The 26792-nt window shown below is 72.5% G+C and carries 23 protein-coding genes and 1 pseudogene; 7 read left to right on the forward strand and 17 right to left on the reverse strand.

Features of this window, described 5'->3' with window-relative positions:
* Window positions 1-4: 4 nt before the first annotated feature.
* Together DN051_RS18820 and DN051_RS18825 are read right to left on the reverse strand one after the other, a co-directional pair.
* The gene (locus tag DN051_RS18820; protein WP_053756568.1) at window positions 5-463 is read right to left on the reverse strand and encodes a MarR family winged helix-turn-helix transcriptional regulator; all 459 of its coding nucleotides are present in this window, start codon (window positions 461-463) and stop codon (window positions 5-7) included.
* Window positions 460-1071, reverse strand: coding sequence for a type 1 glutamine amidotransferase family protein (locus tag DN051_RS18825; protein WP_112439125.1), 612 nt, complete (start codon window positions 1069-1071; stop codon window positions 460-462). The genes DN051_RS18820 and DN051_RS18825 overlap by 4 nt, the downstream gene beginning before the upstream one ends.
* 174 nt (window positions 1072-1245) lie before the next feature.
* On the opposite strand from DN051_RS18825, the gene DN051_RS18830 reads away from it, so the two are divergent.
* The 3 genes from DN051_RS18830 to DN051_RS18840 all read left to right on the forward strand — a co-directional run bounded on the left by DN051_RS18830 (window position 1246) and on the right by DN051_RS18840 (window position 4256).
* The gene (locus DN051_RS18830) at window positions 1246-2601 is read left to right on the forward strand and encodes an aspartate aminotransferase family protein (RefSeq protein ID WP_112439126.1); all 1356 of its coding nucleotides are present in this window, start codon (window positions 1246-1248) and stop codon (window positions 2599-2601) included.
* Window positions 2602-2690: 89 nt separating this feature from the next.
* Window positions 2691-3392, forward strand: coding sequence for a GntR family transcriptional regulator (locus tag DN051_RS18835; protein ID WP_053756571.1), 702 nt, complete (start codon window positions 2691-2693; stop codon window positions 3390-3392).
* 213 nt (window positions 3393-3605) lie between these two features.
* Complete coding sequence (locus DN051_RS18840; protein WP_053756572.1) at window positions 3606-4256, forward strand: hypothetical protein; 651 nt, start codon at window positions 3606-3608, stop codon at window positions 4254-4256.
* A 117-nt stretch (window positions 4257-4373) separates the two neighbouring features.
* On the opposite strand, the gene DN051_RS18845 is transcribed toward DN051_RS18840, so the two are convergent.
* Complete coding sequence (locus DN051_RS18845) at window positions 4374-5657, reverse strand: adenylosuccinate synthase (protein WP_053756573.1); 1284 nt, start codon at window positions 5655-5657, stop codon at window positions 4374-4376.
* A gap of 186 nt (window positions 5658-5843) precedes the next feature.
* On the opposite strand from DN051_RS18845, the gene DN051_RS18850 reads away from it, so the two are divergent.
* Entirely contained in the window at window positions 5844-6704 is an 861-nt protein-coding gene (locus DN051_RS18850; RefSeq protein WP_053756574.1) for a hypothetical protein, read from the forward strand.
* A 127-nt stretch (window positions 6705-6831) separates the two neighbouring features.
* Here DN051_RS18850 and DN051_RS18855 read toward each other — a convergent pair whose 3' ends face one another.
* Entirely contained in the window at window positions 6832-7332 is a 501-nt protein-coding gene (locus tag DN051_RS18855; protein ID WP_053756575.1) for a GbsR/MarR family transcriptional regulator, read from the reverse strand.
* A gap of 104 nt (window positions 7333-7436) precedes the next feature.
* Between DN051_RS18855 and DN051_RS18860 the strand changes: the two genes are divergently transcribed.
* Both DN051_RS18860 and DN051_RS18865 read left to right on the forward strand, forming a co-directional pair.
* Window positions 7437-8342, forward strand: coding sequence for an ABC transporter ATP-binding protein (locus DN051_RS18860; RefSeq protein WP_053756576.1), 906 nt, complete (start codon window positions 7437-7439; stop codon window positions 8340-8342).
* Window positions 8339-9943, forward strand: a complete 1605-nt coding sequence (locus DN051_RS18865) for an ABC transporter permease (RefSeq protein ID WP_112439127.1) — start codon at window positions 8339-8341, stop codon at window positions 9941-9943. Before DN051_RS18860 ends, DN051_RS18865 begins: the two co-directional genes overlap by 4 nt.
* Before the next feature lie 454 nt (window positions 9944-10397).
* Here the strand turns inward: DN051_RS18865 and DN051_RS18870 are convergent, their stop codons facing one another.
* The 8 genes and pseudogenes from DN051_RS18870 to DN051_RS18905 form a co-directional block, all read right to left on the reverse strand.
* A complete protein-coding gene (locus DN051_RS18870) occupies window positions 10398-11639 on the reverse strand; it encodes a cytochrome P450 (RefSeq protein WP_053756578.1) in 1242 nt (413 codons plus the stop codon).
* 216 nt (window positions 11640-11855) lie between these two features.
* Entirely contained in the window at window positions 11856-12575 is a 720-nt protein-coding gene (locus DN051_RS18875; protein ID WP_053756579.1) for a response regulator, read from the reverse strand.
* Window positions 12572-13933 (reverse strand): sensor histidine kinase, encoded by a 1362-nt coding sequence (locus tag DN051_RS18880; protein ID WP_053756674.1) that lies wholly within the window; start codon window positions 13931-13933, stop codon window positions 12572-12574. The genes DN051_RS18875 and DN051_RS18880 overlap by 4 nt, the downstream gene beginning before the upstream one ends.
* Window positions 13934-14263: 330 nt before the next feature.
* A complete protein-coding gene (locus DN051_RS18885; RefSeq protein WP_053756580.1) occupies window positions 14264-14938 on the reverse strand; it encodes a response regulator in 675 nt (224 codons plus the stop codon).
* A 356-nt stretch (window positions 14939-15294) separates the two neighbouring features.
* Window positions 15295-16521, reverse strand: a pseudogene (locus DN051_RS18890) (sensor histidine kinase); the annotation flags it as partial.
* Between the two features lie 172 nt (window positions 16522-16693).
* On the reverse strand, window positions 16694-17986 hold the full coding sequence (locus DN051_RS18895; RefSeq protein WP_420709098.1) for an acyltransferase family protein: 1293 nt from the start codon (window positions 17984-17986) through the stop codon (window positions 16694-16696).
* A gap of 40 nt (window positions 17987-18026) precedes the next feature.
* The gene (locus DN051_RS18900) at window positions 18027-19010 is read right to left on the reverse strand and encodes an alpha/beta hydrolase (RefSeq protein ID WP_112439128.1); all 984 of its coding nucleotides are present in this window, start codon (window positions 19008-19010) and stop codon (window positions 18027-18029) included.
* Window positions 19011-19398: 388 nt separating this feature from the next.
* Window positions 19399-20376: an alpha/beta hydrolase family protein gene (locus DN051_RS18905; protein ID WP_053756582.1), complete on the reverse strand. Its 978-nt coding sequence runs from the start codon at window positions 20374-20376 to the stop codon at window positions 19399-19401.
* A 206-nt stretch (window positions 20377-20582) separates the two neighbouring features.
* Here DN051_RS18905 and DN051_RS18910 point away from each other — a divergent pair, with 206 nt between their 5' ends.
* Window positions 20583-21188 carry a TetR/AcrR family transcriptional regulator gene (locus DN051_RS18910; RefSeq protein ID WP_112439129.1) on the forward strand — a complete coding sequence of 202 codons (606 nt, stop codon included), beginning with the start codon at window positions 20583-20585 and terminating at the stop codon, window positions 21186-21188.
* Between the two features lie 111 nt (window positions 21189-21299).
* Here DN051_RS18910 and kynU read toward each other — a convergent pair whose 3' ends face one another.
* From kynU to fbaA, 5 genes are all read right to left on the reverse strand, one after another.
* Window positions 21300-22496, reverse strand: a complete 1197-nt coding sequence (kynU, locus tag DN051_RS18915; protein WP_053756584.1) for a kynureninase — start codon at window positions 22494-22496, stop codon at window positions 21300-21302.
* Window positions 22489-23319: a tryptophan 2,3-dioxygenase family protein gene (locus DN051_RS18920; RefSeq protein WP_053756585.1), complete on the reverse strand. Its 831-nt coding sequence runs from the start codon at window positions 23317-23319 to the stop codon at window positions 22489-22491. Before DN051_RS18920 ends, kynU begins: the two co-directional genes overlap by 8 nt.
* 175 nt (window positions 23320-23494) lie before the next feature.
* Complete coding sequence (locus tag DN051_RS18925; RefSeq protein ID WP_053756586.1) at window positions 23495-23908, reverse strand: DUF3151 domain-containing protein; 414 nt, start codon at window positions 23906-23908, stop codon at window positions 23495-23497.
* 243 nt (window positions 23909-24151) lie between these two features.
* Complete coding sequence (locus DN051_RS18930; RefSeq protein ID WP_112439130.1) at window positions 24152-25648, reverse strand: MFS transporter; 1497 nt, start codon at window positions 25646-25648, stop codon at window positions 24152-24154.
* A 95-nt stretch (window positions 25649-25743) separates the two neighbouring features.
* A complete protein-coding gene (gene fbaA / locus DN051_RS18935) occupies window positions 25744-26775 on the reverse strand; it encodes a class II fructose-bisphosphate aldolase (RefSeq protein ID WP_053756588.1) in 1032 nt (343 codons plus the stop codon).
* Window positions 26776-26792: the final 17 nt, after the last annotated feature.

Genomic DNA, 26792 nt, shown 5'->3' on the forward strand with positions numbered 1-26792 from the left:
TCCTCTACGGTTCCGTAACGGGCGGTCCCACCTGTTCCAGGGCCACGGACAGTCGCTCCAGCACCCGTACGACCTCCGCGAGACCGTCGTCCCCGAGGGCCTCGGCGAGCCGGTCGGCACGGGCGGCGTGGCCGGGGTCGATCCGGGAGACGGCGGCCAGTCCGTCGGCCGTGGGCGCGAGCAGCTTGGCCCGCCGGTGGGCAGGGTTGGTCCGGTACTCGGCGAGGCCGCGCGCGACCAGCAGATCGGCGATGCGCTGCACGCTCTGCCGGGTGATGCCCATGGCGCGGGCGACGGCGGAGACGGGCAGCGGCTCGCGCAGCACCGCGCCGAGGACCTGCCACCAGGCCGCCGTCAGACCCGCGGGCCGGGCCAGTTCGTCGGCCACCGCAAGGAGTTGGCCGTTCAGCCGGAACACGCCGAGCGCGGTACGGCTGAACAGGTCCTGGCGTTCCCGGCTCACTGCGCTCCCGCCGCTTCCAGGACGGCGAACGCCTCGGCGTCGGAGTCGTGGAACAGCCGGTACCAGGCGTCGAGCACCTCGCCCTCGTACACCCCGAGCAGCCGCAGGATCTCCCGGGCAAAGGCGACCGGTTCGGTGGGTCCGGCCGTGATCAGACCGCGGTCGGTGATCGCGTCGGCCTCGACGTAGCGGTCGCCGCCCTGGTAGCCGGTGACCGCCAGATAGAAGCAGACCGCGCTGGTGTGCCCGCGGTCGTCGAGCAGCCCCTCGCGGGCGAGTCCGGCGGTGGCCCCGCAGATCGCGGCGACGGGGATCCCGGCGGCCAGGAACGCGCGCGCCGTGCGGGCGAACGGCGCGAGGTCCTCGCCCGCGTCCCACAGGTCGGCGCCCGGCAGGATCAGCAGGGAGCTGTCCTCGGGGCGCAGGTCCGCCAGCGCGAGGTCGGGCTGGACGCGCAGTCCGCCGATGCTGGTGACCGGGTCGGTGGTGGGGCCGACCGTGCGGATCGGGTACCCGGCGCGGGCGAGGTGCGCCGTGGCGTGGCCGGTCTCCCAGTCGGCGAAGGTGTCGTAGACGGCGAGGTGGACGGGCTTGCGGCCGGCGTTCATGGCTCCTCCACGGGTCGGGCGGGCTCCCTATGACAGAATCCTGTCATCACGACAGCATGCTGTCAACAATCGGGCGGTCTCTTCCCCCGCGTCGACAACCTGTCGTGGAATGCGCCGGACCGCAGACAGGACGCCGATGTCGCGCCCGTGTCCCGGACACCTACCCTCGGCCGCATGACCCCTCAGCCCAACCCCCAGGCCGGCGCCGCCGTGAAGGCCGCGGACCGTGCGCACGTCTTCCACTCGTGGTCCGCGCAGGAGCTCATCGACCCGCTCGCCGTCGCCGGCGCCGAGGGGTCGTACTTCTGGGACTACGACGGCAAGCGCTACCTCGACCTCACGAGCGGGCTCGTCTACACCAACATCGGCTACCAGCACCCGAAGGTCGTCGCCGCGATCCAGGAGCAGGCCGCGACCCTGACCACGTTCGCACCGGCCTTCGCCGTCGAGGCCCGCTCCGAAGCCGCCCGGCTGATAGCCGAGCGCACGCCCGGCGACCTGGACAAGATCTTCTTCACCAACGGCGGCGCCGACGCCGTGGAGCACGCGGTGCGCATGGCGCGGCTGCACACCGGCCGCCCCAAGGTGCTCTCCGCCTACCGCTCCTACCACGGCGGCACCCAGCAGGCCGTGAACCTCACCGGCGACCCGCGCCGCTGGGCCTCCGACCACGCCTCGGCCGGTGTCGTGCACTTCTGGGCCCCCTTCCTGTACCGCTCCCGCTTCTACGCGGAGACCGAGGAGCAGGAGTGCGCGCGGGCGCTGGAGCACCTGGAGACGACGATCGTCTTCGAGGGGCCGGCGACGATCGCCGCGATCGTCCTGGAGACCGTCCCGGGCACCGCGGGAATCATGGTGCCGCCGCCGGGCTATCTGGCCGGGGTCCGTGAGCTGTGCGACCAGTACGGCATCGTCTTCGTGCTGGACGAGGTCATGGCCGGCTTCGGGCGGACCGGCGAGTGGTTCGCGGCGGACCTGTCCGGCGTCGTACCGGACCTGATGACCTTCGCCAAGGGCGTGAACTCCGGGTATGTGCCGCTGGGCGGGGTCGCCATCTCCGGGCGCATCGCGGAGACCTTCGGCAAGCGGCCCTACCCCGGCGGGCTCACCTACTCCGGACACCCGCTGGCCTGCGCCGCCACCGTCGCGACGATCGGCGTGATGGCCGAGGAGGGCATCGTCGACAACGCCGCCCGGCTCGGCGCCTCCGTGCTGGAGCCCGGCCTGCGCGAGCTGGCCGACCGGCACCCCAGCGTCGGCGACGTACGCGGCGTCGGCATGTTCTGGGCGCTGGAACTGGTGCGGGACAGGGAGACCCGCGAGCCCCTCGTGCCCTACAACGCGGCCGGGGAGGCGAACGCCCCGATGGCCGCGTTCGGCGCCGCCGCCAAGGCGCACGGCGTCTGGCCCTTCATCAACATGAACCGCACCCATGTCGTGCCGCCGTGCAACGTGACCGAGGCGGAACTGAAGGAAGGACTGGCGGCCCTGGACGCCGCCCTGTCCGTGGCCGACGAGTACACGGCGTAAAAACGGCCCGGCTTCCGAACGCGTAAGGTGGCGTGCTCGTAGAACTGTACGAGCACGCCACTTCCGTACCGAGAGGAAGCCCCCCGCCCATGCCCGGCACCAGCGGCAACGGCGCCGTGACCCGTAGCACCCTGCGGCAGCAGATCGCGGACGCGCTGCGCGACGAGGTGCTGTCCGGGCGGCTGCAACCGGGACAGGCCTTCACGGTGAAGGAGATCGCCGACCAGTACGGCGTCTCGGCGACACCGGTGCGCGAGGCTCTGGTCGATCTGTCCGCGCAGGGCCTGCTGGAGGCCGACCAGCACCGCGGCTTCCACGTCCGCGAGTACTCCGTCGCCGACTTCCGCGGCCTCGTCGAGGCCCGCAGCCTGGTCATCGACGGGATGTTCCACGCTCTCGACCACGGCCGCCCGGCCTTCCGCGACCCCACGGAGCCGCGCACCGCCGCCGCGCTCGCGGGCGTACGCCGACGCGGCGAGGAGGCCCGGCGGGCCGCCAACGCCGGCGACCTCACCGTCCTGATCGGCTACGACCTGCGCTTCTGGCGCGAGCTCAGCAGCCTGTTCGGCAACCCCTACCTCGTGGACTTCCTGCACCGGCTGCGGGTGCAGACCTGGGTGTGCACCGTGCAGCATCTGCGCCGGGTGACCGATCTGCGCGGCCACCTCTGGGCCGACCACACCGAACTCATCGACGCCCTGGTGCGCCGCGACACCGTCGAGGCCCGTTCGATCGTCGCCGCCCACCACGCGCACTCCCTCTCGCTGATCGAGAACCTCACCACCGGTTGACCGGCCTCCGCCGCGGACGGGTACCGCGGTGCACGGCCGCCTCGGTGGACTGATGGCTCGGTGGACTGATGCCGCGCTGAGCGAAAGCCACGGTGGGCGGGTGCCCGGCCCGGGTATGGGACTCGCACGGGAGGGGACCCGTGCGGCCCCCACGCATTACGCTTCCCTGACACCGTGCAACGTCGTGCTACGCGCTTTGCGAGGAGCCCTCTTTTGGCCTGTGACCTGTGGCTGGTACCGCTCGTCGACGTGTTGTGCCACACCCCCGACAACCCCTTCGCCGAGGAACTCGCGCAATACAACAAGGTGCTCGCCGAGGCCGGCCTGCCACCGGTGCCGGTGTACCAGTACATGCCGGGACTCTCCGGCGAGGTCGCCCCGGTGGCCGGCTTCGACTACGACGCGCTGCACTTCCTGCGCCGCGCCCATCTGCTCCAGACGTGCGGGCTGCCGGTGACACCGGTCGACGAGCTCGGCGGCGACTACGAACAGCTCCTGGAGATGTTCGACACGACGGCCCGCCAGTCGCACCTCGTATGGCACTACGACCACGCCGGGGCGTACGTCCCCGTCGACTTCCCGCACCCCCTCTCCGACGACGAACTCCTCGCCGGCGGCGGCCCGTTGGGATCCTCCCAGGCACTCCTGCGGGAGCTGGAGTCCGTCGCCCCGGCGATCGGCATCGACCCGGCCAACCCCCCGGCGACGCCCCGACCGCCGCTCGCCCCCACGGAGTTGGAGGAGCCGGCCGTGCCCGCGCCGTACGACCCCAGCCCGTTCGCCCGGGAGCGGCACGTCTGGCTCGGCCTGCACGCGGCGGCCACCCGGAGCCTCGCCCAGGGCTCCATGATCGTCTTCAGCTGAGCGGGCCGTCCGGCCCACCCGGCTCCCCCGCCGCCCCTCACCGCACACGGCGGCGCCCCGGCCCGCGAAGGCGGACCGGGGCGCCGGCGAAGGTGCGCGAACCCGGGGATCAGGGGATCAGAGGAACGAGTTGATCTCGATCGTCTCGTCCCGGCCCGGTCCCACGCCGATCGCGGAGATCGGGGCGCCGGACATCTCCTCCAGCGCCTTGACGTACGCCTGCGCGTTCTTGGGCAGCTCGGAGAAGGACTTCGCCCTGCTGATGTCCTCGCTCCAGCCGGGCAGCATCTCGTACACCGGCTTCGCGTGGTGGAAGTCCGACTGGGAGTACGGAAGCTCCTCGACCCGCTTGCCGTCGATCTCGTAGGCGACGCAGACCGGGATCTGCTCCCAGCCGGTCAGCACGTCCAGCTTGGTGAGGAAGAAGTCGGTCAGGCCGTTCACGCGGGTGGCGTACCGCGCGATCACCGCGTCGAACCAGCCGCAGCGCCGGTCACGGCCGGTGGTGACGCCCCGCTCGCCGCCGATGCGGCGCAGCGCCGCGCCGTCCTCGTCGAACAGCTCCGTCGGGAACGGTCCGGCACCGACCCGGGTCGTGTAGGCCTTGAGGATGCCGATGACCCGGCTGATCTTCGTCGGGCCCACGCCGGAGCCGGTGCACGCGCCGCCCGCGGTCGGGTTGGAGGACGTGACGAAGGGGTACGTGCCGTGGTCGATGTCCAGCAGCGTGCCCTGGCCGCCCTCGAAGAGGACCACCTTGTCGTCCTCGAGCGCCTGGTTGAGGACCAGGACCGTGTCGGTGACGAACGGCTCGAGCTTCTCCGCGTAGCCCACCAGTTCCTCGACCACCTGCTCCGCCGTGATGGCGCGGCGGTTGTAGAGCTTGGTGAGGATCTGGTTCTTGACGTCGAGGGCCGCCTCGACCTTCTGGGTCAGGATCGACTCGTCGTACAGGTCCTGGACCCGGATGCCGACGCGGTTGATCTTGTCGGCGTAGGTCGGGCCGATGCCGCGGCCGGTCGTCCCGATCTTGCGCTTGCCGAGGAAGCGTTCCGTCACCTTGTCGACGGTGACGTTGTACGGCGTGATGATGTGCGCGTTGCCGCTGATCAGGAGCTTCGACGTGTCGACGCCGCGCTCGTTGAGCCCGCTCAGCTCGGAGAGCAGGACCGAGGGGTCGATGACCACGCCGTTGCCGATGACCGGCGTGCAACCGGGAGAAAGGATTCCGGAAGGGAGCAGGTGCAGTGCATACTTCTGGTCACCCACGATGACCGTGTGACCGGCGTTGTTGCCGCCCTGGTAACGCACCACATAGTCGACGGATCCGCCAAGCAGGTCAGTCGCCTTTCCCTTGCCTTCGTCACCCCACTGAGCACCGAGCAGCACAAGTGCGGGCACGCGCGTACACCCCTTCCGGGCGGGGCATGTCCAAGGTCAGGGGCGCACGCGACACGGCTGTGCCTCGTACACCGGCGGACTGCGTCGGCCGCGACTCGTAGGACCGGATGCCCCGGAATAGACGAAGCCCCTGGCGCAATAGCGCAAGGGGCTCTTGCACAAAGATGCTACCCGAGGAAGCGAGGCATGACCGAGGTGGCGACTTCTCCGACGTCCGATCACCTGCTGGTGATCATCGATCCGGTCGCCCGGCGGACGGACGGGGAGTCCGCACGGATCGCGAAAGACGTGCTCAGCGCGGGTGCGTCGACGAAGGTGTGCCTGCCGGACGGGCCGGAGGAATTCGCCCGGGCGCTGCGGCGCAGGGGCTCGCGGCGGCCCGTCCTGGTCGGCGACGACCGTGCCCTGGTGCGGGCCGTGTCCCTGCTGCACCGGCAGCGGGAGCTGGCCGGATGTGTGCTGTCGGTCGTCCCGGTGGGGCCCGCCGTCGGGCTCGCCGCCGCGCTCGGCGTGCCGACCGGGGCGGTGGCGGCGGCGCGGGCCGTGCTGGAGGGTGTCGAGCGGCGGCGGGATCTGCTCGTCGACGACAGCGACGGGGTGGTGCTGGGCACGCTGCGGATTCCCCCGGTCTCCGCGCGGGAGGCCGACGCGGAGACGGGGGCGGGTGCCCGGCCCTGGCTGCGGACGTGCCAGTCGCTGGTCCGGACGCTGGTGCCGGCCCGGTCCTCCCGGCCGGCGGTGCCGGAGCCGGGCGACGTCGCCAGGCCCTCCCGGCTGCGGGTCGAGGTCGACGGCGTGACGCTGGTGGACGTCGGCCAGCCGCTGGAGGCGGTGTCCGTGACACCGAACGGCTCGGGCGCGGCGGACGTGGAGGTGCGGCCGGTGTCGGTGGGCGCCGAGGCGGCCCCGCTGTGGGTGGCGGGGCGGAGCGTGACGGTGTCCGGCGCGGACTTCCGCTACCGGGCGGACGCGGTGGTCTCCGGTCCGGTGCGCCGCCGGACGTGGACGGTGTGGGAAGCGGCACTGGGTCTGACACTCCCGGGCTGAGCCCCGTACGGACCGCCGGGGTCGGGAATCGCACGGCCCCGCTGGGCCACGACCACGACCAGCGAGGTCAGGCCGTACGGACCACCGGGGCACGACTGCCGGGAGAGCCCGCGTACGGATCGATCGCCTACGCGCCGTCGCCGAACATCCTGGCCCGGTGCGCGCGCCAGCGTTCCATCATCGTCTCCAGCTCGCCCTCGATGAACTCGAAGAAGGCGAGGGTCTCGGCGAGGCGCCGGCCCGCGGGGGTGTCGGGACCGAGCGTGGTGACGCCCTCGCGCAGGGCGTCCTCCCAGCGCTTGATGATCGTCTCGCGGTTCGTGAGGGCCTCGTACCACTGGTCGCTGTGCACCCGGTAACGCTCGCGGCGCGAGCCGGGCTCCCGTTCGCGTGAGACCAGGTGGACCTGCGCCAGATAGCGCACGGCACCGGAGACGGCGGCGGGGCTGATCCTCAGCTGGTCGCCCAGCTCCGCCGAGGTCAGCATGCCCGTGTCGGAGGCGAGGAGCGCGGCGAAGACCCGGGCCGGCATGCGGGGCACGCCCGCCTCCACCAGCTGCGCCGCGAAGTGCTCCACGAACCGGGAGACCGTCTCCGGATCCCGCTCCTCCGCCGACCGTTCCGTCATCCCTGGATCATCTCCCCTGGTCGGACACCGTTCCGAAGTGTACTCGCGGTTTATACACTTCCTTAACTTCACAAATTTCTGAAGTAAGCGTACGTTCTGAAACCATGACTCAGGCAATCACCGTCTCCGGACTGCACAAGTCGTTCGGCCGGACCCATGCGCTCGACGGCCTCGACCTGGACGTCGAAGCCGGTGAGGTCCACGGATTCCTCGGCCCGAACGGCGCCGGCAAGTCCACCACCATCCGGGTCCTCCTCGGCCTGCTGCGCGCCGACTCCGGCGCCGCGCAGGTGCTCGGCCGCGACCCCTGGGCGGACGCGGTCGAACTGCACCGCCGGGTCGCCTACGTCCCCGGTGACGTGACCCTGTGGCGCAACCTCTCCGGCGGCGAGGTCATCGACCTCTACGGACGGCTGCGCGGCGGACTCGACCAGCGGCGGCGGGCGGACCTGATCGAGCGGTTCGAACTCGACCCGACGAAGAAGGGCCGGACCTACTCCAAGGGCAACCGGCAGAAGGTCGCCCTCGTCGCCGCCTTCGCCGCTGACGTCGATCTGCTCATCCTGGACGAGCCGACCTCGGGACTCGACCCGCTGATGGAGGAGGTCTTCCAGCGCTGTGTGGCCGAGGAACGCGACCGCGGCCGGACGGTCCTGCTGTCCTCGCACATCCTCAGCGAGGTCGAGGAACTCTGCGACCGCGTCAGCATCATCCGCAAGGGCGTCACCGTCGAGACCGGTTCACTCGCCGAACTGCGCCATCTGACCCGCACCAGCGTCACCGCCGAACTCGTCGGACCGCCCAACGGGCTGTCCCGCCTGCCCGGTGTGCACGGCCTCGACGTCCAGGGCCGGCACGTACGCCTCCAGGTGGACACGGACAAGCTGGACGCCGTCCTGAGATCGCTCAGCGAGTCCGGTGTCCGGTCCCTGACGTCGACGCCGCCCACCCTGGAGGAACTGTTCCTGCGTCACTACCAGGACGAGACCGGCGAGGTGGCCGCACGATGACCACCGCGACCTTCGCCGCACGGTCCGGCGGCTCCCGCCCGCTCGCCGGCACCGGCACCCTGCTGCGCTTCGCGTTGCGCCGCGACCGAACCCTGATCCCGATCTGGGTCGGCGTGAACGCGCTGATGGTGCTGTCCATGCCGAACACCCTCACCAGCCTGTACGGCACCGCCGAGGCCCGCGCCGACCTGATCCGGCAGATGGAGACCAACTCCTCCCTGCGCGCCCTCATCGGCCCGGTCTTCGACGACTCGCTCGGCGCGCTGACGGCCTGGCGCATCGGTGTGTACGCCAGTGTGCTCGCCGCCGTGATGAGCCTGCTCGTCATCGTCCGCCACACCCGCGACGAGGAGGAGAGCGGCCGGCAGGAGATGATCTCGTCCGCCATGGTGGGCCGCCGCGCCCCGCTGACCTCCGCGCTGCTCGCCGCGGCGGTGGCCAACGCGCTGCTCGCGTTGCTGGTCGCGGGGGGTCTCGCCGGTCAGGGCGTGTCCGGGGCCCTCGCTCTCGGGCTCGGTCTGGCGGGCCTCGGCATGGTGTTCGCGACGATGGCGGCGATCGTCGCCCAGTTCACGGAGAGCGCGCGGCTGGCCCGCGGACTGACGGCCGCGCTGCTCGGCGCCGCGTTCGTGCTGCGCGCGGCGGGCGACTCCGGGACCAGCGACGGCTCCTCGGTCCTGACCTGGGTGTCGCCGATCGGCTGGCTGGAGAACCTGCGGCCCTTCGCGGGCGAACGCTGGTGGGTGCTGCTGCTGTTCGCGGCCGCCGCCGTCGTCCAGGGAGCCGTCGCATACGAGCTCGCCGGGCGCCGTGACGTCGGGATGAGCTTCCTGCCGAGCCGCCCCGGACCCGCGCACGGCAGGCTGGGCACCGCCGCCGCGCTGGCCTGGCGGCTGCAACGGGGCAACGTCCTCGGCTGGAGCACCGGCTTCCTGCTCGCCGGGGTCGTCTTCGGCGGCATGACCGAGGGCGCGGCCGATGTGGTCGCCGACAACGAACGGGCCCGCGAGATCTTCCAGCGCATGGGCGGCGAGTCCGCCCTCACGGACTCCTTCCTCGCGTCGATGGTCGGCATCCTCGGACTGGTCGCCGCCCTGTACGTCGTCGGGTCCGTACTGCGGCTGCACGGCGAGGAGACCTCCGGGCGGGCCGAACCGGTGCTGGCGGGCGCGGTCGGGCGACTGCGCTGGGCCGGCGGGCATCTGGCCGTCGCCTTCGGCGGCAGCGCGCTGATCATGCTGCTCGCCGGGCTCGGCCTCGCCGCCGGCTACGGCAGGCACACCGGGCCGGTGCTCGGCGCCGCCCTGGTGCAACTGCCCGCGATCTGGCTGATCGGCGGGCTCGCCGTACTGCTCCATGGACTGTCGCCCCGGTTCGCGGCGACCGCCTGGGGTGTTGCCGGGGCGGTGCTGCTCATCGGCTGGATCGGGCCCGCGCTGGATGTTCCGCAGGCGGTGCTGGACGTGTCGCCGTTCGCGCATCTGCCGAAACTTCCGGGCGGGGAGATGGAGTGGGCGCCGGTGCTGGCCCTGACCGCGCTCGCCGCGCTGCTCACGGCCGCCGGTCTGACGGCACTGCGGCGCCGGGACATCACGACGTGAACGAGTCTGTGTAACGCGTCGGCCGGCACACCGCCCTGACGAGGCCCCGCGGCCGGCACACCGCACCACCGAAGCCCTACGGCCGACACCACCCCACACGACCGGAAGCCCCACGGCCGACACCACCCCACACGACCAGAAGCCCCACGGCCGACACCACCCCACACGACCAGAAGCCCTACGACCGACACCACCCCACACGACCAGAAGCCCCACGGCCGACACCATCAGCCCTACGGCCGGCACACCGCATCCACCGGGGCTCTACGGCGGTCAGGACACCCGCCGGGGTGGCCCTTCGGCCGGGGCCGCCGCCCCGGCGGGTGGGGTGGCCCTTCGGCCGGGGGCCGTTCGGTGTCGGCCCGGTCGCGAAGGGCGCACGACCACGTGGCGCGCCGCCGGGTCCGACGACGTGCCGGCCCCGATGCCGCGCAGAAGACCGGCCGACGACTGGTCAGCCCACCTCCACGCTCAGCCCTTGCAACCCGCGGATCACGAAGTTCGGCTTGCGTTCCGGCCGGCCCGCCGGCCGCAGGCCCGGGGCCTTCTCCAGCAGCGCCCTCATCGACGCGGCGAGCTCCACACGGGCCAGCGGCGCGCCGATGCAGTAGTGGATGCCGGCGCTGAAGGAGATATGGGGGTTGTCCCGGCGGGTCAGGTCCAGCGTCCCGGGGTCGGAGAACACCGCCGGGTCATGGTTCGCGGAGCCGAACAGCATCGCGATCTCCGCGCCCCTCGGGATCACCGTGCCGTCCACCTCGATCTCGTCCAGCACCCAGCGCTCGAACAACTGGAGCGGGGTGTCGTACCGCATCAGCTCCTCCACCGCGGACGGGACGAGCGAGTGGTCGGCACGCAGCGCCGCCAGCTGTCCGGGGTTGCGGAACAGCGCCCACCAGCCGTTGACCGTGGCGTTGACCGTCGCCTCGTGACCCGCGTTCAGCAGCAGGACACAGGTGGAGATCATCTCCTGTTCGGTCAGCCGGTCGCCCTCGTCGTGCGCCGCGATCAGTCCGGAGATCAGGTCCTCGCCGGGCTCCTTGCGCCGCTGGGCGATCAGCTCACGCAGGTAGTCGGAGAATTCGACCGACGCCCGCACCGCCTTCGCCGCCGTCTCCTCGGACGGGTTCAGCTCGTACATCCCGCAGATGTCCGCCGACCAGGGCCGCAGCGGGCCGCGGTCCGACTCGGGGATCCCCAGCATCTCGGCGATCACCGCCACCGGCAGCGGCTCCGCGACATCCGTCAGCAGATCCCCGCCCCCCGCCTCGACCAGCGCGGACACCAGGTCGTCGGCCAGACCGTCCACATACGGCTTCAGCCGCTCCACCGTGCGCGGGGTGAACGCCTTCGACACCAGCCGCCTGATCCGCGTGTGGTCCGGCGGCTCCAGGTCCAGCATCCCGTGATCGTTGAGCGTGTGGAACGGCTCGTGCTCGGGCGGGGGCGGTGTGCGCCCGAAGTCCTCGTGGCTGAACCGGTGCTGATACGTCCGGCCCAGACGCCGGTCCCGCAGCAGGGCCGAGACGTCCGCGTGGTGCGGGATCAGCCACTGGTCGGTGCGCTCGTAGTAGAGCACCCGGCCCCTGGCCCGCAGCTCGGCGTAGGCCGGGTACGGGTCGGCGAGGAACGCCGGGTCCCACGGATCGAACGCCGACGGGGGCTGCGCCACGTGCGCGGAGTCGTTGACTGCCATGGGCCGGACGCTAGCCCGGCATCCCCCACTCTGACCAGGGTCGTCCCCACACCCCGGCCACCTGCCCTCCACGGCCCCCACCCCCGAGTCCCCGGCCCCGCTGGTCTCCGGGCCCCGCTGGTCCCCAGGTCTCCGCTCACCTCGGCCTCGGCCTCGGCCTCGGTTCGGTCCGGCCTCGGGTCTCAGCCCGGGCGCCTGCTCCTGCCCGGCCTCGGCTCAGCCCGGCGTCACCAGTCGTGCCTCGTAGGCGAACACCGCCGCCTGTGTACGGTCCCGCAGGCCCAGTTTCACCAGGATCCTGCTCACATGCGTCTTGATCGTCGACTCGGCGACCACGAGCCGCTGCGCGATCTCCGCGTTCGACAGGCCCTGGGCGATCAGCACCAGCACCTCCGTCTCCCGTTCGGTCAGATCCCCGTAGGCCGCCTGCGCGGTGGCCGTGATCCGCGGCCCGTCGGACAGCTTCGAGAACTCGGTGATCAGCCGCTTGGTGACGGACGGAGCCAGCAGCGCCTCTCCCGACGCCACCACCCGCACTCCGTCGGCCAGTTGCCGAGCCGAGGCGTCCTTGAGCAGGAACCCGGAGGCTCCGGCCCGCAGCGCCTGGTACACGTACTCGTCCAGGTCGAAGGTGGTGAGCACCAGCACCTTGGCCGCGCCGTCCGCGGCGACGATCTCCCGGGTCGCCTCGATGCCGTTCAGCTCCGGCATGCGGATGTCCATCAGCACCACGTCGGGGGCGAGCTCGCGCACCCGGTCCACCGCCTCGCGGCCGTTGACGGCCTCGCCGACGACCTCGATGTCCGGCATCGCGTTGAGCAGGACCGAGAAGCCCTCACGCACCATCATCTGGTCGTCCGCGACCAGCACCCGGATCGGCCGCCCGGCCCCGGTGTCCTCACTCGTCCCGGCAGCGCCGGTCGGACCTGTGGTCATGCCTCACCCCCGCGGTCCTCGTCGGGCTCGACCACCGAGGCCACCGGCAGGAACACGGTCACCTCGTAGCCGCTGTCGTCCGTGCGGCCCGCCGTCATCTCGCCGTTCAGCATGGAGACGCGCTCCCGCATCCCGGTGATGCCGTGCCCCGCGCCCGGGGAGGGCTTGACCAGGGCGGGATGCGGCGGCGGGCCGTTGACTATGCGCAGGCCCAGACCGCCCAGGACGTACCCGATCTCGACCCGGGCGTCCGCGCCGGGCGCGTGCCGCAGCGTGTTGCTCAGCGCCTCCTGCACGATCCGGTACGCCGACAGCTCCACGCCCTGCGGCAGTTCGCGCACCGCGCCGGTCACCGCCTTCTCCACGGTCAGGCCCGCGTCCCGCACATTGGCCAGGAGCGCGTCGAGGTCGGCGAGCGTGGGCTGCGGCGCTTCCGGCGCCTCGTAGTCCTCGGCGCGGACGACACCCAGGACGCGGCGCAGCTCGGTGAGCGCGGCGACCGCGTTCTCCCGGATCGTGGCGAAGGCCCGCTCCAGCTCCGGCGGCGGGTTCTCCACGCGGTACGGCGCGGCTTCCGCCTGGATCGCGACGACCGACATGTGGTGGGCGACGACGTCGTGCAGCTCACGGGCGATCGTCGTGCGCTCCTCCAGCAGCGTGCGGCGCGAGCGCTCGTGCTCGGTGACCGTCTGCTGGGCCGTCACCACCTGCTCGGCGTCCCGTCTGATGTGCCAGACGGTCACCAGGAGCAGGATCAGCGCGGAGACGACCAGCATCGGAGCGGTGTTGTTGTAGTAGTGGCCCCCGCCGAAGAGGGTGTCGGAGAACGCACCGTACGCCCCGGTCAGCAGCCACATCCATGCCGCCGTGCGCGGCCGGGTCCGCAGGGCGACGACGGTCAGCACGATCAGGTGGGAGAAGAAGCTGCCGGGCAGCCACGGCCAGTCGTCCCAGGAACTGCCGAAAATGGCGGCGACCGGGGTCGCCGCGAGCGAGACCCAGAACGCTCCGACCGGCCTGATCAGCGTCAGCAGCACCGGGATCATGCACAGGAGACCGCACAGCAGGGCCTCCAGGCCCAGCGCTCCGTCGCTGAAGAATCCCATCAGCATGGCCAGCACGGCGGCGCCGACCACCACGGCGTGCGGCAGCAGGCCCGCGTACTCCCGCGGCCGGCCGCGCAGCCGCCGCGTCACCCGGCCGTCCGTGCTCCGACGGGACAGCGGCCGGTAGGCGAACGCGTCGTGGAAGAGGTCCTGCCGCAGCCCCTGCAAGGCGTTCATGGCCAGCCGGAACTCGGGGCTGCGCTCCTTGGCTCCGCCCGGCGGCGTGGTGTGGGTCTGGGTCGTCTCGGTCACAAGAAGACGGTATGCCTCGACCGGTGTCGCGGTCGTCACCAGTGAGGGGGGTGCTCGGGGGTCCCTCTCAGGTACTACGGGGTACTTCAGGGCATCGGCGCAGGCGTCGGGGGCGGGAGACGGGTATGCCGGATTCCGGGTGCTCCGGGTGTTTCGGGTGCTCAAGTGCCCAGGGTTTCGGGTGCTCCGAGCGGCGGGTGCCCCGAACGGTGGGCGCTCCGGGTTCCGGGTGCTTTGGGCTTCGAGTGCTGGGTGCTCCGGGTTCCGGGTGCTGGGTGTTCCGAGCGGCGGGCTCCGGGCTTCGGGTGGTTGCGGCTCGTGCCGCGCCGGTCAGTATCCGGACGGGCGGACCAGCCCCGACTCGTACGCGAACACCGCGGCCTGTGTGCGGTCGCGCAGGCCCAGCTTGACCAGGATGCGGCCGACATGGGTCTTCACGGTCTGCTCCGCCACGACCAGTTGCCGGGCGATCTCCGCGTTCGACAGGCCCCGGGCGATGAGGGCCAGTACCTCCGTCTCCCGCTCGGTCAGATCCCCCACCCGCTGCTTGAGCGGGGCGCGGGGCGCACCGTCCAGCCGGGAGAACTCGGCGATCAGCCGCCTGGTGATGCCCGGCGCGAGCAGCGCGTCGCCGGCCGCCACCACCCGGACCGCCTCGGCCAGTTGCTCCGCGGACGCGTCCTTCAGCAGGAACCCGGACGCGCCCGCGCGCAGCGCCTCGTACACGTACTCGTCGAGATCGAAGGTGGTCAGCACCAGCACCCTGATCTCCGGCGTCGCCTCGGTGATCCGCCGGGTCGCCTCGATGCCGCCGAGTTCGGGCATGCGGATGTCCATGAGCACGACGTCGGGCGCCAGCTCGGCGACCTTGGCGACCGCGTCCAGGCCGTCGACCGCCTGCCCGATCACCTCGATGTCCGGCTGGGTGTTGAGCAGCACGGTGAATCCCTGCCGGACCATCTGCTGGTCGTCGGCGATGAGTACGCGGATGGCGCCGCTCGTCATGGCGTTCCTTCTCCTGGCGCGTCGGTGGGTGGGGGTTCGGCGGGGGCGGCGGAGTCGCCCATGTGATCGCGGCGGTCAGGGCCGTCGGAGCGGTCGGAGTGGTCGGAGCGGTCCGGGCCGTCGGAGCGCTCGGAGTGATGAGGGCCGTCGAAGCGCTCGGAGCGATGGGGACCGTCGGGGTGGTCGGGGCCGTCGGAATTCCGCTGGACGGCGGGAGTCTCGGAGGAATCCGGGGACTCATCCGGGCATGCCACGAGCAGGGCGTCCGGCTCCGAGCCAGGGGGCGGGAAGTGCAGCTCCGGTACGGGGTGCCGGGCATCGGCAGTGGTGCCGTCGCCCGCTCTCCGAAAGCCTTCCGGCGGTCGGCGGCCGTCTCGTGGGAGGAACGCCGACACCGCGAAGCCGCCGTGCAGGGTTCTGGCCGCCGTGACGTGGCCGCCGAGCATGCCCGCGCGTTCGCGCATGCCGAGCAGGCCGTGGCCGGCGCCGGGCGAGGGCTGGACCGGGTGCCGGGGACGGGAGTTGATCACCCCGAGGTACAGGCCCTCGGTGAAGTGGGTGAGCTCGACCCGTACATCGGAGCCCGGAGCGTGCCGCAGGGCGTTGCTCAGAGCTTCCTGGACTATCCGGTACGCCGACAGCTCGACACCCGGCGAATAGGGCGGCTCGGGCTCGCCGCGGATGTCGGTGACGACGTGCAGTCCGGCGGCGCGGGTGTTCTCGATGAGGGCGTCGAGCCGGTCGAGCGTGGGCTGCGGGGCGTTGGGGGCGAAGCCGGTGCCGGCCGCGCCCAGCCCGTAGGGGTCCTCGGGGTTCTCGGAGCGCAGGACGCCGAGGACGCGGCGCAGTTCGGTGAGGGCGTCCAGCGCGTTCTGCCGGATACCCGCGAGGTTGTCCTTCAACTCCTCGGGCGGGTCCTTCACCAGGTGCGGGGCGACCTGGGCCTGGATGGAGATCACCGACATGTGGTGCGCGACCACGTCGTGCAGTTCGCGCGCGATCCGGTTGCGCTCCTCCAGCAGCGTGCGGCGGGCGCGTTCGTCCGCGGTGATGCCGGCCTGCTCCACGAGTTGGTTCCTGGCAACCCTGCGGCCCCTGATCGCGGTACCGAGCAGGACGACACCGGTGAACAGCGCCACGGCGAGTGTGCCCGTCGGCGTGTACTCGGCGGCCCCGACGACCCCCTGGAGCACCCAGGTCACCAGAGCCGTCAGGGCCAGCGCGGTGGCGGACGCGCGGGTGGGCACGCGCAGCGCGAGCAGGAACAGCACCGCGCAGTGCGCGATCATGCTGGTCACGCCCCACGGCCACTCCGGTTCGGTCGGGAGGTCACCGGCGAGCAGATGCATCCGGCCGCCCATCGCCGCGACGGCCGTGACCCACAGGGACAGCCACCAGGCGGGAACCGGCCACCACGCCGCCAGCGCCACCGCCAGGCCCTGGCCCGCCGCGCAGAGCAGACCGAAGTCCGTACCCAGTCCGTAGCCGGTGGCCATCTGCTCCGCGTTGACGAGCAGACTTCCGACGCCGCCGAGGACGAACAGGCTGTGCGGCAGCCAGCGCAGCCACACCGACGGCGGCATGGGATCGGGCGTGGTGGTCCACAACTCGTCGCGCAGTCCGCGCAGCCAGTGCGGGACGCCGCGCGTCAGAAAGCGGCGGAGCGTGGTTCGGTCCGTGGATCCCGGTGAACCCACCGCCCCTCGCCGCCACTTCGGCTCCTCCGGTGCGCCCCTGCCCTTCATGCCGCTCACCCTAGACAGAGGGTGTCGCCGGCCGGGCACGGTGCGGCTCCTCGGTGGTGGGGTGATCGGGACGGCCACGGTTCAGACGGATCACCCGGGAGCGGGTGGCTCGTCCGGTTCGAGTGCCGCGTACGGAGCGCGTGCCGCGTACGGGTCGAGTCGCTCTTCCGGGTCGGGCGGGGTCCGGTCCGCGGGAGCGGAACGCTCCCTGGCACAGCACGAGGGCGAGTACGAAGACCGGGAGCCAGACGAGGCGGGCCGCGACCCAGGTCAGGTCGTCGGGGAGGGTGTGCAGGCCGGGCAGGCGGCCGGCGAGCAGTCCCGTCGCCGTGGTCGCCATCAGGGCGGTCTGGTGCCACAGGAACACCGTCATCGCGGAGAGGTTGAGCAGGGCGACCGCGGCCCAGGCCGACGGCCGGCACATCACCCGGCGCAGCCGCTCGCGCAGCAGCAGGGCGAGACCGCACTGGGCCAGCCCGAAGGCGACGGCTGCCAGGGTCGGCGGGTTGAGGTTGGAGACCGCTTCGCCCGGCACTCCGACCATCGACGCGGGATACCCGGCCCAGGCCACCAGCACCACGGCCGCCCCCGCCCCGCCGACCAGCAGGATCCACCCGGCCCGGCGACGCTCCAGCTCGCCCCGGGTCCAGGCCGCGCCCAGGGTGTACGGCACGAGCCAGCCCGCGACCACGTTCACCCAGCCCAGCCAGGAGGGGCCGCCGAAGCCGAAGCGCACCAGGTCCACATGGAGCACGACGGCCAGTGGCCAGAGCGGATTGACCCGGGTGAGCAGCGGCGTCGCGGCGGTCAGCGCGGCGAGCACCAGCAGGAACCACAAGGGCGACAGGGCGAGCTTCACCAGGGTGCGCACGGTGGTGAACTCGGCCTCCGTGAGCAGGAGCCCGACCGTGGCCGACGCCCACAGGGCGATGACCGCGGCCACCGGCACGAAGAGTCTGGCGAGCCGATCGGCCAGCCACCGGCCGTACGTCGTACCGCGTGCTCGCGCCGAGGCGTGGCTCCGGGTGGCTACGTGCCCACCCACCAGGAAGAACACGGCGAGAGTCTGGAAGACCCAGGAGATCGGGGCGAGCCACGGCATGTACCGCAACGGGCTGGACGCGCGCAGCACGCCGCCGTCCGCCACCAGCGCGGTCACCAGCCAGTGGCCGAGCACCACGCCGAGGATCGCGAAGGCCCGCAGGGCGTCGACCGCGCGGTCCCGGTCGACGGGCGTGGCCGAGTCGATCCGGTCGGCGGCCGAGCCGATCCGGTCGGCTCCCTTCCGCACGACGTGCAGCACGACATCGGGCGGCCCGGCTAGTGGCGGGCGTGCAATGGGGTCAGCCACGGGTCACCTCCGAGGTGTCGCCGAGGACGATCCGGGCGAGGTTGGTCAGCGAGACGGAGCCCGGTGAGAAGTAGTCGCTGTGCCCGCCGTCGCCGGCCGCGAAGACCCGCGCGCCGAAGGCCGGTGACACCGGATCGGTACCGAAGCCGACCTTCGTTCCGAAGAAGTCGGCGCTGACGTGCGGGACGTGGGCGATCCAGTCGTCGGTGCCGCGTGCCGCCCAGACACGGGCGGTGGTGCGCAGGGCCGCCGCCGATCGCGCACCCGTGCCGGGGCTGCCGATCAGGGCGATGTCGTCGATGTCGTCCACGGCGGCGGCGGACGCGGCGCCCGCGCAGACCACCGAGCCGTAGGAGTGGCACACCAGCGTGACGCGGGTGCCCGGGCCCGCGATGGTGTGCAGCCCGCGGATGAACCGCCTGAGGTCGGGCGCGGCGCGGTCGGCTTCGGTCGTGGTGAGGGCGGTGGTGCTGACGGTGCCCGGTGTCTCGTACCCGAGCCAGGCGACCACGGCCGTGCGGATGCCGTCGGCGGCCTCGCGGGCGAGCCGTTCGTGCAGGGCGGCGGCCGCCGCGCGGAAACGGGCGTACGTGTCGAGGCCGGTGTCGGAGCCCGGGACGAGGACAGCGACGCGCTCGGCGCGGGCGAGGTCGCCGAGGACCTCGGTGACGCGGCCCGTGCCACCGCCGTCGAAGGCGAGCAGGGTGCGGGAGGGTTCGGCCATCGCGCGGTCGGCGGCGGCGCGGCGGTGATGGCCGTGGGCCTCGGCCGTCCGCGCCGCTTCCGCCGCGTTGGCCCGGTTGGCGGCGTACGCCTCGTCGAGGGTGGATGCCGTCAGCGGGGCGAGGCGTGCGGGCGCCGGGGCCGGGATCCGGGGCTGGGCAGCGGCGGACAGCGGGAGCACCACCGCGGCGGTGACGAGCAGGGCGAGGAACGGCCGACGCCACCGCCCGCGCCGACGACCCGACGGGCGCATCCACTGAACCGCAGCCGCACCTCGACCGCCGGCCGCACCCCCGCAGAAGGCCCCAGCCACCCGCCCGCCCTCAGCCGCACCCCCGGCGACACCCGCAGCCACGCACCGAGCCCCAGCCCCAACGCCCGACTCAGCCCTAGCCCCCGCCCCAGCCCCCGCCCGAGCAGCCCCAAAGCCCATGGTCCGTCCCCCAGTCCGCCCGTCCATCGGGCCCTTCCGGACTGGAAGTTACGGATCGGCGCTCGTCACTCGCGTCCCGCCAGGGAGCTCACCTGCGCCGTAGCTCCGAGGTATTACGGGTACGACCACCCACCGCAACACGACCACTCACCACAGGCCGCGCCTGCGCCACGCACCTTCGCCTTCACCTTCACCTTCATCTTCGCCTTCACCACGCCAGCTGCGCGATCTCCTCCGCCACCACGGCGCACGCGTCGGCCGCCGGGTCGATCAACGGGAAGTGGCCGACGTCCTCCAGCAGGGTCAGGCCGACGACCTCGCCCGCCTTCGCCGCAGCGTCCGCGTACGACTCGGCGACCGCCTGCGGGACGTCCTCATCGGCGCGGCCCTGGACCAGCGTGGTCGCGATGCCCGTGGGCAGCAGGAGCGCCGGATCGGCGAACGGCCGGCGCTCGGCGAACTCCCCGCCGGAACCGGTCCCGGACAGCAGTTGCCGTACCGCCCCGCCGCAGACCTCCAGCTTGTCGGCCACCGCGAGGTCGGCGATCGGCGCGAGCGCGACCACGCCGCGCAGCGGTGCCGGCCGGTCGGTCCGCCACGGCGAGCCGGCCGGCAGTACGTGCCGGGCCGCCGCCCACAGCGCCAGGTGGCCGCCCGCCGAGTGGCCCGTGATCACCGTGCGGCGCGGGTCCGCCTGCGGCAGGACCTCCCTCAGGAGCGCGGGGAGGGCGTCGAGCGCGGCGGCGACATCATCGAACGTTTCCGGCCACCTCCCGGCGATCGGACCCGTCCCGCCCGGAGCCGATCCGGAACCCGTCTCCGCCTCCCCGGGAGCCCCGGGAGCCTCCCCCGGGCCCGGCACTGCCGCCCCGCGCCGGTACTCGACACTGGCCACGGCGAACCCGCGCCGGGCCAGGAAGCTCGCGAAGGGGCTGATGTGCCGGCGGTCGTAGGGCGCACGCCAGGCGCCGCCGTGCAGGACCACCACGAGCGGGGCTGACGCCGGCCCGGCGGGCTCGGCGCCGCACGGGGCGTAGAAGTCGATCACCTGGTCGGGGTGGTCGCCGTACGCGGCGGTGGAGTCCGGGTCGACGGGCGCGTGCGAGAAGGCCGACTCCTCTTCCGCGGCGGCACGGGCGGCCGCGTCCCTGGCAGGGACGTTCTCCGGTTCTGCGGCGTCCGGCATGCTCCAACCTTTCTGCTACGAAACGGATTTGGCGGACCAGGTGCGAAATTCGGCCGTTGGCGGGGACGGTATCAGCACGGTGACATGGGCCAACATGGGGATGTCACGCTCGGTGAGGGGTAAACGGTTCTGCAGTTTCGTTACGCTCACGGGGTACCCGGCGGGTGGCTCGTACGGGAGTCCCCGGCCTCGGTGAGGAGCCCGCCATGCCCGTGGAACCCGGCACCGTGCGTCCCGGCGGTCGCACCGCACGCGTGCGTGCGGCCGTGCTGCGGGCGGCCGAAGACGTGCTGGCCGAGCGGGGGTTCGCCCGTCTCGACCTCGCGGATGTCGCCCGCCGGGCGGAGGTCGGCAAGACCACCGTGTACCGGCGGTGGGGGTCCGTGACGGGGCTGGTGGCGGATCTGCTGGCGGACATGGCCGAGCGGCCGCTGCCGCGACAGGACACCGGAACCGTGCTGGGGGACCTGCGGGCCGAGGCGCTGCTGGTGCAGCGGACGCTGGCGGATCCTCGGCAGGAGGCGCTGCTCCGGGCGGTGATCGCGGCGGCCGCGTGCGACGAGCGGACGGCCGCGGCGCTGCGGCACCTCCACGACGTACGGGTGGCGGAGTGGGCGCCGTGCGTCGAACAGGGGCTGGCCCGCGGTGAGTTGCCGCGGGGGACGGACCCGCACGCGGTGGTGCGGGCCGTGTCGGCGCCGCTCTGCTACGGAGTGCTGACGAGCGGCCTGGTCCCCGACGTCCCCGCCGCGGAGCGCGCGGCGCAAGCCGCGTACACGGCCGCCGCGGCGGGGGTGTACGTCGTCGAGTGAGGCCCGCCCGACGGCCCCGCCCCACCCGGACAAGGCCACCGGCACCCCACCAAAGGGGAGGGCACCGGCCCCCGGAGGAACCGGCACCCACCCAAGCGGACCCCGCCGCCGTTACCCCTCCAGCACCTCCGCCAGCACTCGCGCCGCCCGCTGCACATCCGTGAAGCCCATGTACAGCGGCGTGAAGCCGAAGCGCAGGACGTCGGGGTGGCGGAAGTCGCCGACCACACCGCGCTCGATCAGGCGCTCCATCACCTCTCCCGCGTCCGCGCAGCGCAGCGCCACCTGGCTGCCGCGTTCCTCGTGCGCGACCGGTGTCAGTGACTCGACGCGGCCCTCGGGGACGTACTCCCGCACGCACTCCAGGAAGAAGTCCGTCAGCGCGAGGGACTTGGCCCGCACCGCCTCGACGCGAACGCCGTCCCACACCTCCAGCGCGGCCTCCAGGGCGAGCATCGACAGGATGTCGGGGGTGCCCACGCGCCCGCGTACCGCGCCGGTGCCCGGCTCGTACTCGCTGCGCATGCCGAACGGCTCGGCGTGCGAGTTCCAGCCCGGCAGGGGCGAGTCGAAGCGGTCGTGGAGACCGGCCCGTACGTAGAGGTACGCGGGCGAACCCGGGCCCCCGTTGAGGTACTTGTACGTGCAGCCGACCGCCAGGTCCACGCCGTGCTCGTCCAGCCCGACCGGCAGCGCGCCCGCGCTGTGGCACAGGTCCCACACCGACACCGCGCCGGCCGCGCGCACGGCGGCCGTCAGACCGGGCAGGTCGTGCAGCCGGCCCGTGCGGTAGTCGACATGGTTCAGCAGGACCGCGGCCGTCCGCCCGGACAGGGCCGCGGGCACCTCGTCGGGCGCCACCGGCCGCAGCGTGCTGCCGGTCAGCCGGGCCGCGGACTCGGCGATGTAGCCGTCCGTGGGGAACGTGGTCGCGTCGACGAGGATCTCGTCGCGGCCGTCACCGGCCATGCGGACCGCCGCCACCAGCGCCTTGAAGACGTTGACGCTGGTCGAGTCGCCGACCACGATCTGCCCGGGTGCCGCGCCGACCAGCGGGGCGATCCGGTCGCCGATCCGCTCGGGCGCCGTCCACCAGCCGCTCTCGGTCCAGGAGCGGATCCGCAGCTCGCCCCACTGGCGGCGGACGACGTCCTCGACCCGGCCCGGCACACCCACCGGCAGCGCGCCGAGCGAGTTGCCGTCCAGGTAGACCGCGTCGTCACGGTCGTCGAGCACGAACTCTGCGCGCTTGGCGCCCAGTTCGTCCTCGGCGTCCAGCTTCTTCGCGCGCGTCTCCGGATCAGACATGCGACCTCGCCGTCCACAGCTCAGGGAAAACGTTCTTGCGGGCTCGCTTCTCCAGCCAGGCGACCCCGGCGGAGCCGCCCGTGCCCGGCTTGGCGCCCATCGCGCGCCGGGTGGCGACCAGGTGGTCGTTGCGCCAGCGCCAGACCAGCTCCCCGACGTCGGTCAGCGCCTCGCCGAGGCGGGCGAGTTCGTCGTTCTGGTCGCCGGAGTAGACGGCGGTCCACGCCGCCTCCACCTCCGCCGACGGCTCGTGGCGCTGCGCGAGGTCGCGCAACAGCACGGAGTCCGGGATGGGGTGCCCGCGCCGGGCGAGCAGCCGCACCACCTCGTCGTACAGGCTCGGCTCGTGCAGCGCCTTCTCCAGTTCGGCGTACACGCGCGGGGCGCCGCGGTGCGGGACCAGCATGGAGGCGGACTTCTCGCCGAGCAGGAACTCCATCCGGCGGTACATCGCCGACTGGAAGCCGGAACCGTCACCCAGGGCGGCGCGGTACGAGTTGAACTGCGCCGGGGTGAGCTGTCCGAGTGGCTTCCAGGAGGCGTTCAGTGCCTCCAGCTCCCGTACGGAACGTTTCAGCGCGGCCAGCGCGACCGGTACCCGGTCCTCGCGCAGCGCCTTCGCGGCGGTCTCCCACTCATGGACGACTACGGTGAACCACAGCTCCATGACCTGGGTGGTGACCAGGAAGACCATCTCTCCGGGATCGTCCGAGAGGGTGTGCTGGAGGTGGGTGAGCACGTCCGCCTTGACGTAGTCCTCGTAAGGCGTGGTGCCGGCGAAGTCGAGATGCGGGGTCTCGGGCTCGTGAGCCTCGTGGGACATCGCTGTCTCCTGTTGTTACTCCGGGTAGCGGTCCGCCCCTGCCATTGTCGACACGGGGGCCCCGGTCCCCACCCGAATCCTGGGGGATCTCCCCGGACCCCGCAAGGCCCACCCGGTCACAGGCGGACCCCGCAAGGCCCGCCCGGTCACAGGCGGGCCTCCCCCGGACCGGAACTCAGCCGAGGGTCTGCGCGGCCGTCGGCGAGGAGTCCTTCAGGAACTGCGAGCAGCGCTCGTACTCGTCCTGCTCACCGATCTCCCCCGCCGCACGGGCGAGCGCGTGCAGGGCGCGCAGGAAGCCACGGTTGGGCTCGTGCTCCCACGGCACCGGGCCGTGGCCCTTCCAGCCGTTGCGGCGCAGCGCGTCCAGGCCGCGGTGGTAGCCCGTACGGGCGTAGGCGTACGACTCCACGACGCTGCCCCGCTCGTACGCGTCGTCGGCGAGCTGGGCCCAGGCCAGCGACGACGTCGGGTACTGCCGCGCGACGTCGGCGGGCGCCGAACCGCCCGCGAGCAGCTCGCGCGGCTCGGGGTCGTCGGGGAGGTGGGTCGGGGGCGGTCCCCCGAGGAGGTTCTCGTGAATCGTCATGGGTCCCAGTCTGGTGCATCCCCCGAGATCGCGGACCGTGCCCCAGGCATGTGAGCCGGAGGCCACCGTTCCGAAGGCACACGCTCCGCCGGCACGCGGCCGGCATGCCCGAACCCGCGCCACGACGTGCGCTCCGGCGGCACCTGATCCGGCGACCCGCGCTCCGAAGGCACGCGCTCGCGCACGAGCGGGTGGCTACGCCACCGACCGCCCCGGCTCCGGCGCTCGCGCACGAGCGGGTGACTACGCCCCGGACCGCCCCGGCTCCGGCTCCGGCCGCTCCAGCGGCGGTGACGTCATGTTTCCGTGCGTACGGCACTGCGGACGCCGGCAGTCCGGGGCCGGCCGCCGTACGAAGGCGAAGGCCAGCACCGCACCCACCACCAGCATCGCCGCGCACAGCGGCATCGCCCGCCGGAACGACGCGTCGAAGGCCTCCGCCGAGCGGTACGCCTCCGGTCCCATCCCGGCGAGCAGCGGCAGCGCCGCCACCGCCACCAGGCCCGCGGCCCGCGCGGCGGCGTTGTTGATGCCGCTGGCCACCCCCGCCCGCGAGGTGTCGACCGACGCGAGGACGGTGGCGGTCAGCGGGGCGACCAGGGTGACCATGCCGAGGCCCTGCACCAGCACCGCGGGCAGCACGTCGCGCGGGTAGGAGGCGTCCTCGCCGACGCGCAGCATCAGCAGCATGCCCACCGCGCACACCAGCGGGCCGACGGTGAGCGGGATGCGCGGCCCGATGCGCTCGCTGAGTGCACCGGAGCGGGCGGACAGCAGCAGCATCAGCACGGTCGTGGGCAGCAGGGCGGTACCCGCGGCGAGGGCCGAGTAGCCCGAGACGACCTGGAGCTGGAGCGAGACCAGGAAGAAGAAGCCGCCGAAAGCCGCGTACACACACAGGGTGACCAGGTTGACCGCCGTGAACTGGCGCGACGCGAAGATGTCCGGCGGCATCATCGGGTCGCGCCGGTGCTTCTCGACGTACACGAAGGCCACGCCCGCGGCGACGCCCGCGAAGGCGGTCAGGGCGACGACCAGGGAACCCTCGGTGGCCTCGATCAGCGCGTAGGTGACCAGGGCCAGGGACAGCGCGCCGAGGACCGCGCCGAGCACGTCGAAATGGCCCTGCCGGCCTCCCGCCTCGGCCGAGACGGCGAGGGAGGTGTCGCGCGACTCGGGGACGTGCCGCAGCGCGACCGGTACGCAGACCAGGGCGAGCGGCACGTTGAGCAGGAACACCCAGCGCCAGCCCGGCCCGTCCACCAGCCAGCCGCCCACGAACGGCCCCACGGCCGCGCCGATGCCCCCGAACCCGGACCACAGGCCGACCGCCCTGGCCCGGTCGTCGGGGTGGAAGGAGGCCTGGATGAGAGCGAGCGAGCCCGGCGTGAGCAGGGCGCCGCCGATGCCCTGGAGGGCGCGGGCGGCGATGAGGATCTCGGCGGTCGGGGCGAGACCGCACAGCAGGGAGGCCAGCGCGAACCAGACGACCCCGATCACGAACACCTTGCGGCGCCCGTAGTGGTCGCCGAGCGAGCCGCCGAGCAGGATCAGCCCGGCCAGCGTCAGCATGTAGGCGTTGACCGTCCACTGGAGCGCGGCCAGGTCGGCGTTCAGGTCCTCGCCGATGCGCGGCAGGGCCACGTTGACCACGGTCGAGTCCAGCAGCGCCATGCTGGAACCGAGGATCGTGGTGAAGAGGATCCACTTCCCCTGCGGGGTGGCGAGCCGCACGGACATGCGTCGATCATCCCCCGTCATCGGATCCCCAGCCAGACGTGCGACGAGCCCGGCACCGCACGGGTGCCGGGCTCGCCGGGGAGCGACGAAGCCGGTTACTTGAGCTTCTGGCCGGCCGAGCGCAGGTGCCGGCAGGCCTCCAGAACGCGCGCGGCCATCGACGCCTCGGCCGCCTTGCCCCAGGTCCGCGGGTCGTAGGTCTTCTTCGAGCCGACCTCGCCGTCGACCTTCAGGACACCGTCGTAGTTCTTGAACATGTGGTCCGCGACCGGACGCGTGAAGGCGTACTGCGTGTCCGTGTCGATGTTCATCTTCACGACGCCGTTCTCCAGCGCGGTGAGGATCTCCTGCTCGGAGGAGCCGGAGCCGCCGTGGAAGACGAAGTCGAACACCTTGCTGCCGGCCGCGCGGCCGAACTTGGCGGCGACGCCGTCGTTGAGCTCCTTCAGCAGCTCGGGGCGCAGGACCACGTTGCCGGGCTTGTACACACCGTGCACGTTGCCGAACGAGGCGGCCAGCAGGTAGCGGCCCTTGTCGCCCAGGCCCAGCGCCTCGGCCGTGCGGATGGCGTCGTCGACGGTGGTGTACAGCTCGTCGTTGATCTCGTGGGTGACGCCGTCCTCCTCACCACCGGTGGGGGTGATCTCCACCTCGAGGATGATCTTGGCGGCGGCGGCGCGGGCGAGCAGCTCCTGCGCGATGCTCAGGTTGTCGGCGAGGGTCTCGGCCGAACCGTCCCACATGTGCGACTGGAACAGCGGGTTCTCACCGCGGGCGACCCGCTCCTCGGAGACCGCCAGCAGCGGGCGCACGTAGCCGTCGAGCTTGTCCTTCGGGCAGTGGTCCGTGTGCAGGGCCACGGTCACGTCGTACTTCGCGGCGACGATGTGCGCGAACTCGGCCAGGGCGACCGCGCCGATGACCATGTCCTTGTTGTGCTGGCCGCCCAGGAACTCGGCGCCGCCGGTCGAGATCTGGATGATGCCGTCGCTCTCGGCCTCGGCGAAGCCGCGCAGTGCCGCGTGCAGGGTCTGGGACGAGGTGACGTTGATGGCCGGGTAGGCGAACTTGCCTGCCTTCGCCCGGTCGAGCATCTCGTTGTAGACCTCGGGGGTTGCGATGGGCATCTGTCCGCTCCTTGTAT

The organism is Streptomyces cadmiisoli (assembly GCF_003261055.1).
GTDB lineage: Bacteria > Actinomycetota > Actinomycetes > Streptomycetales > Streptomycetaceae > Streptomyces > Streptomyces cadmiisoli.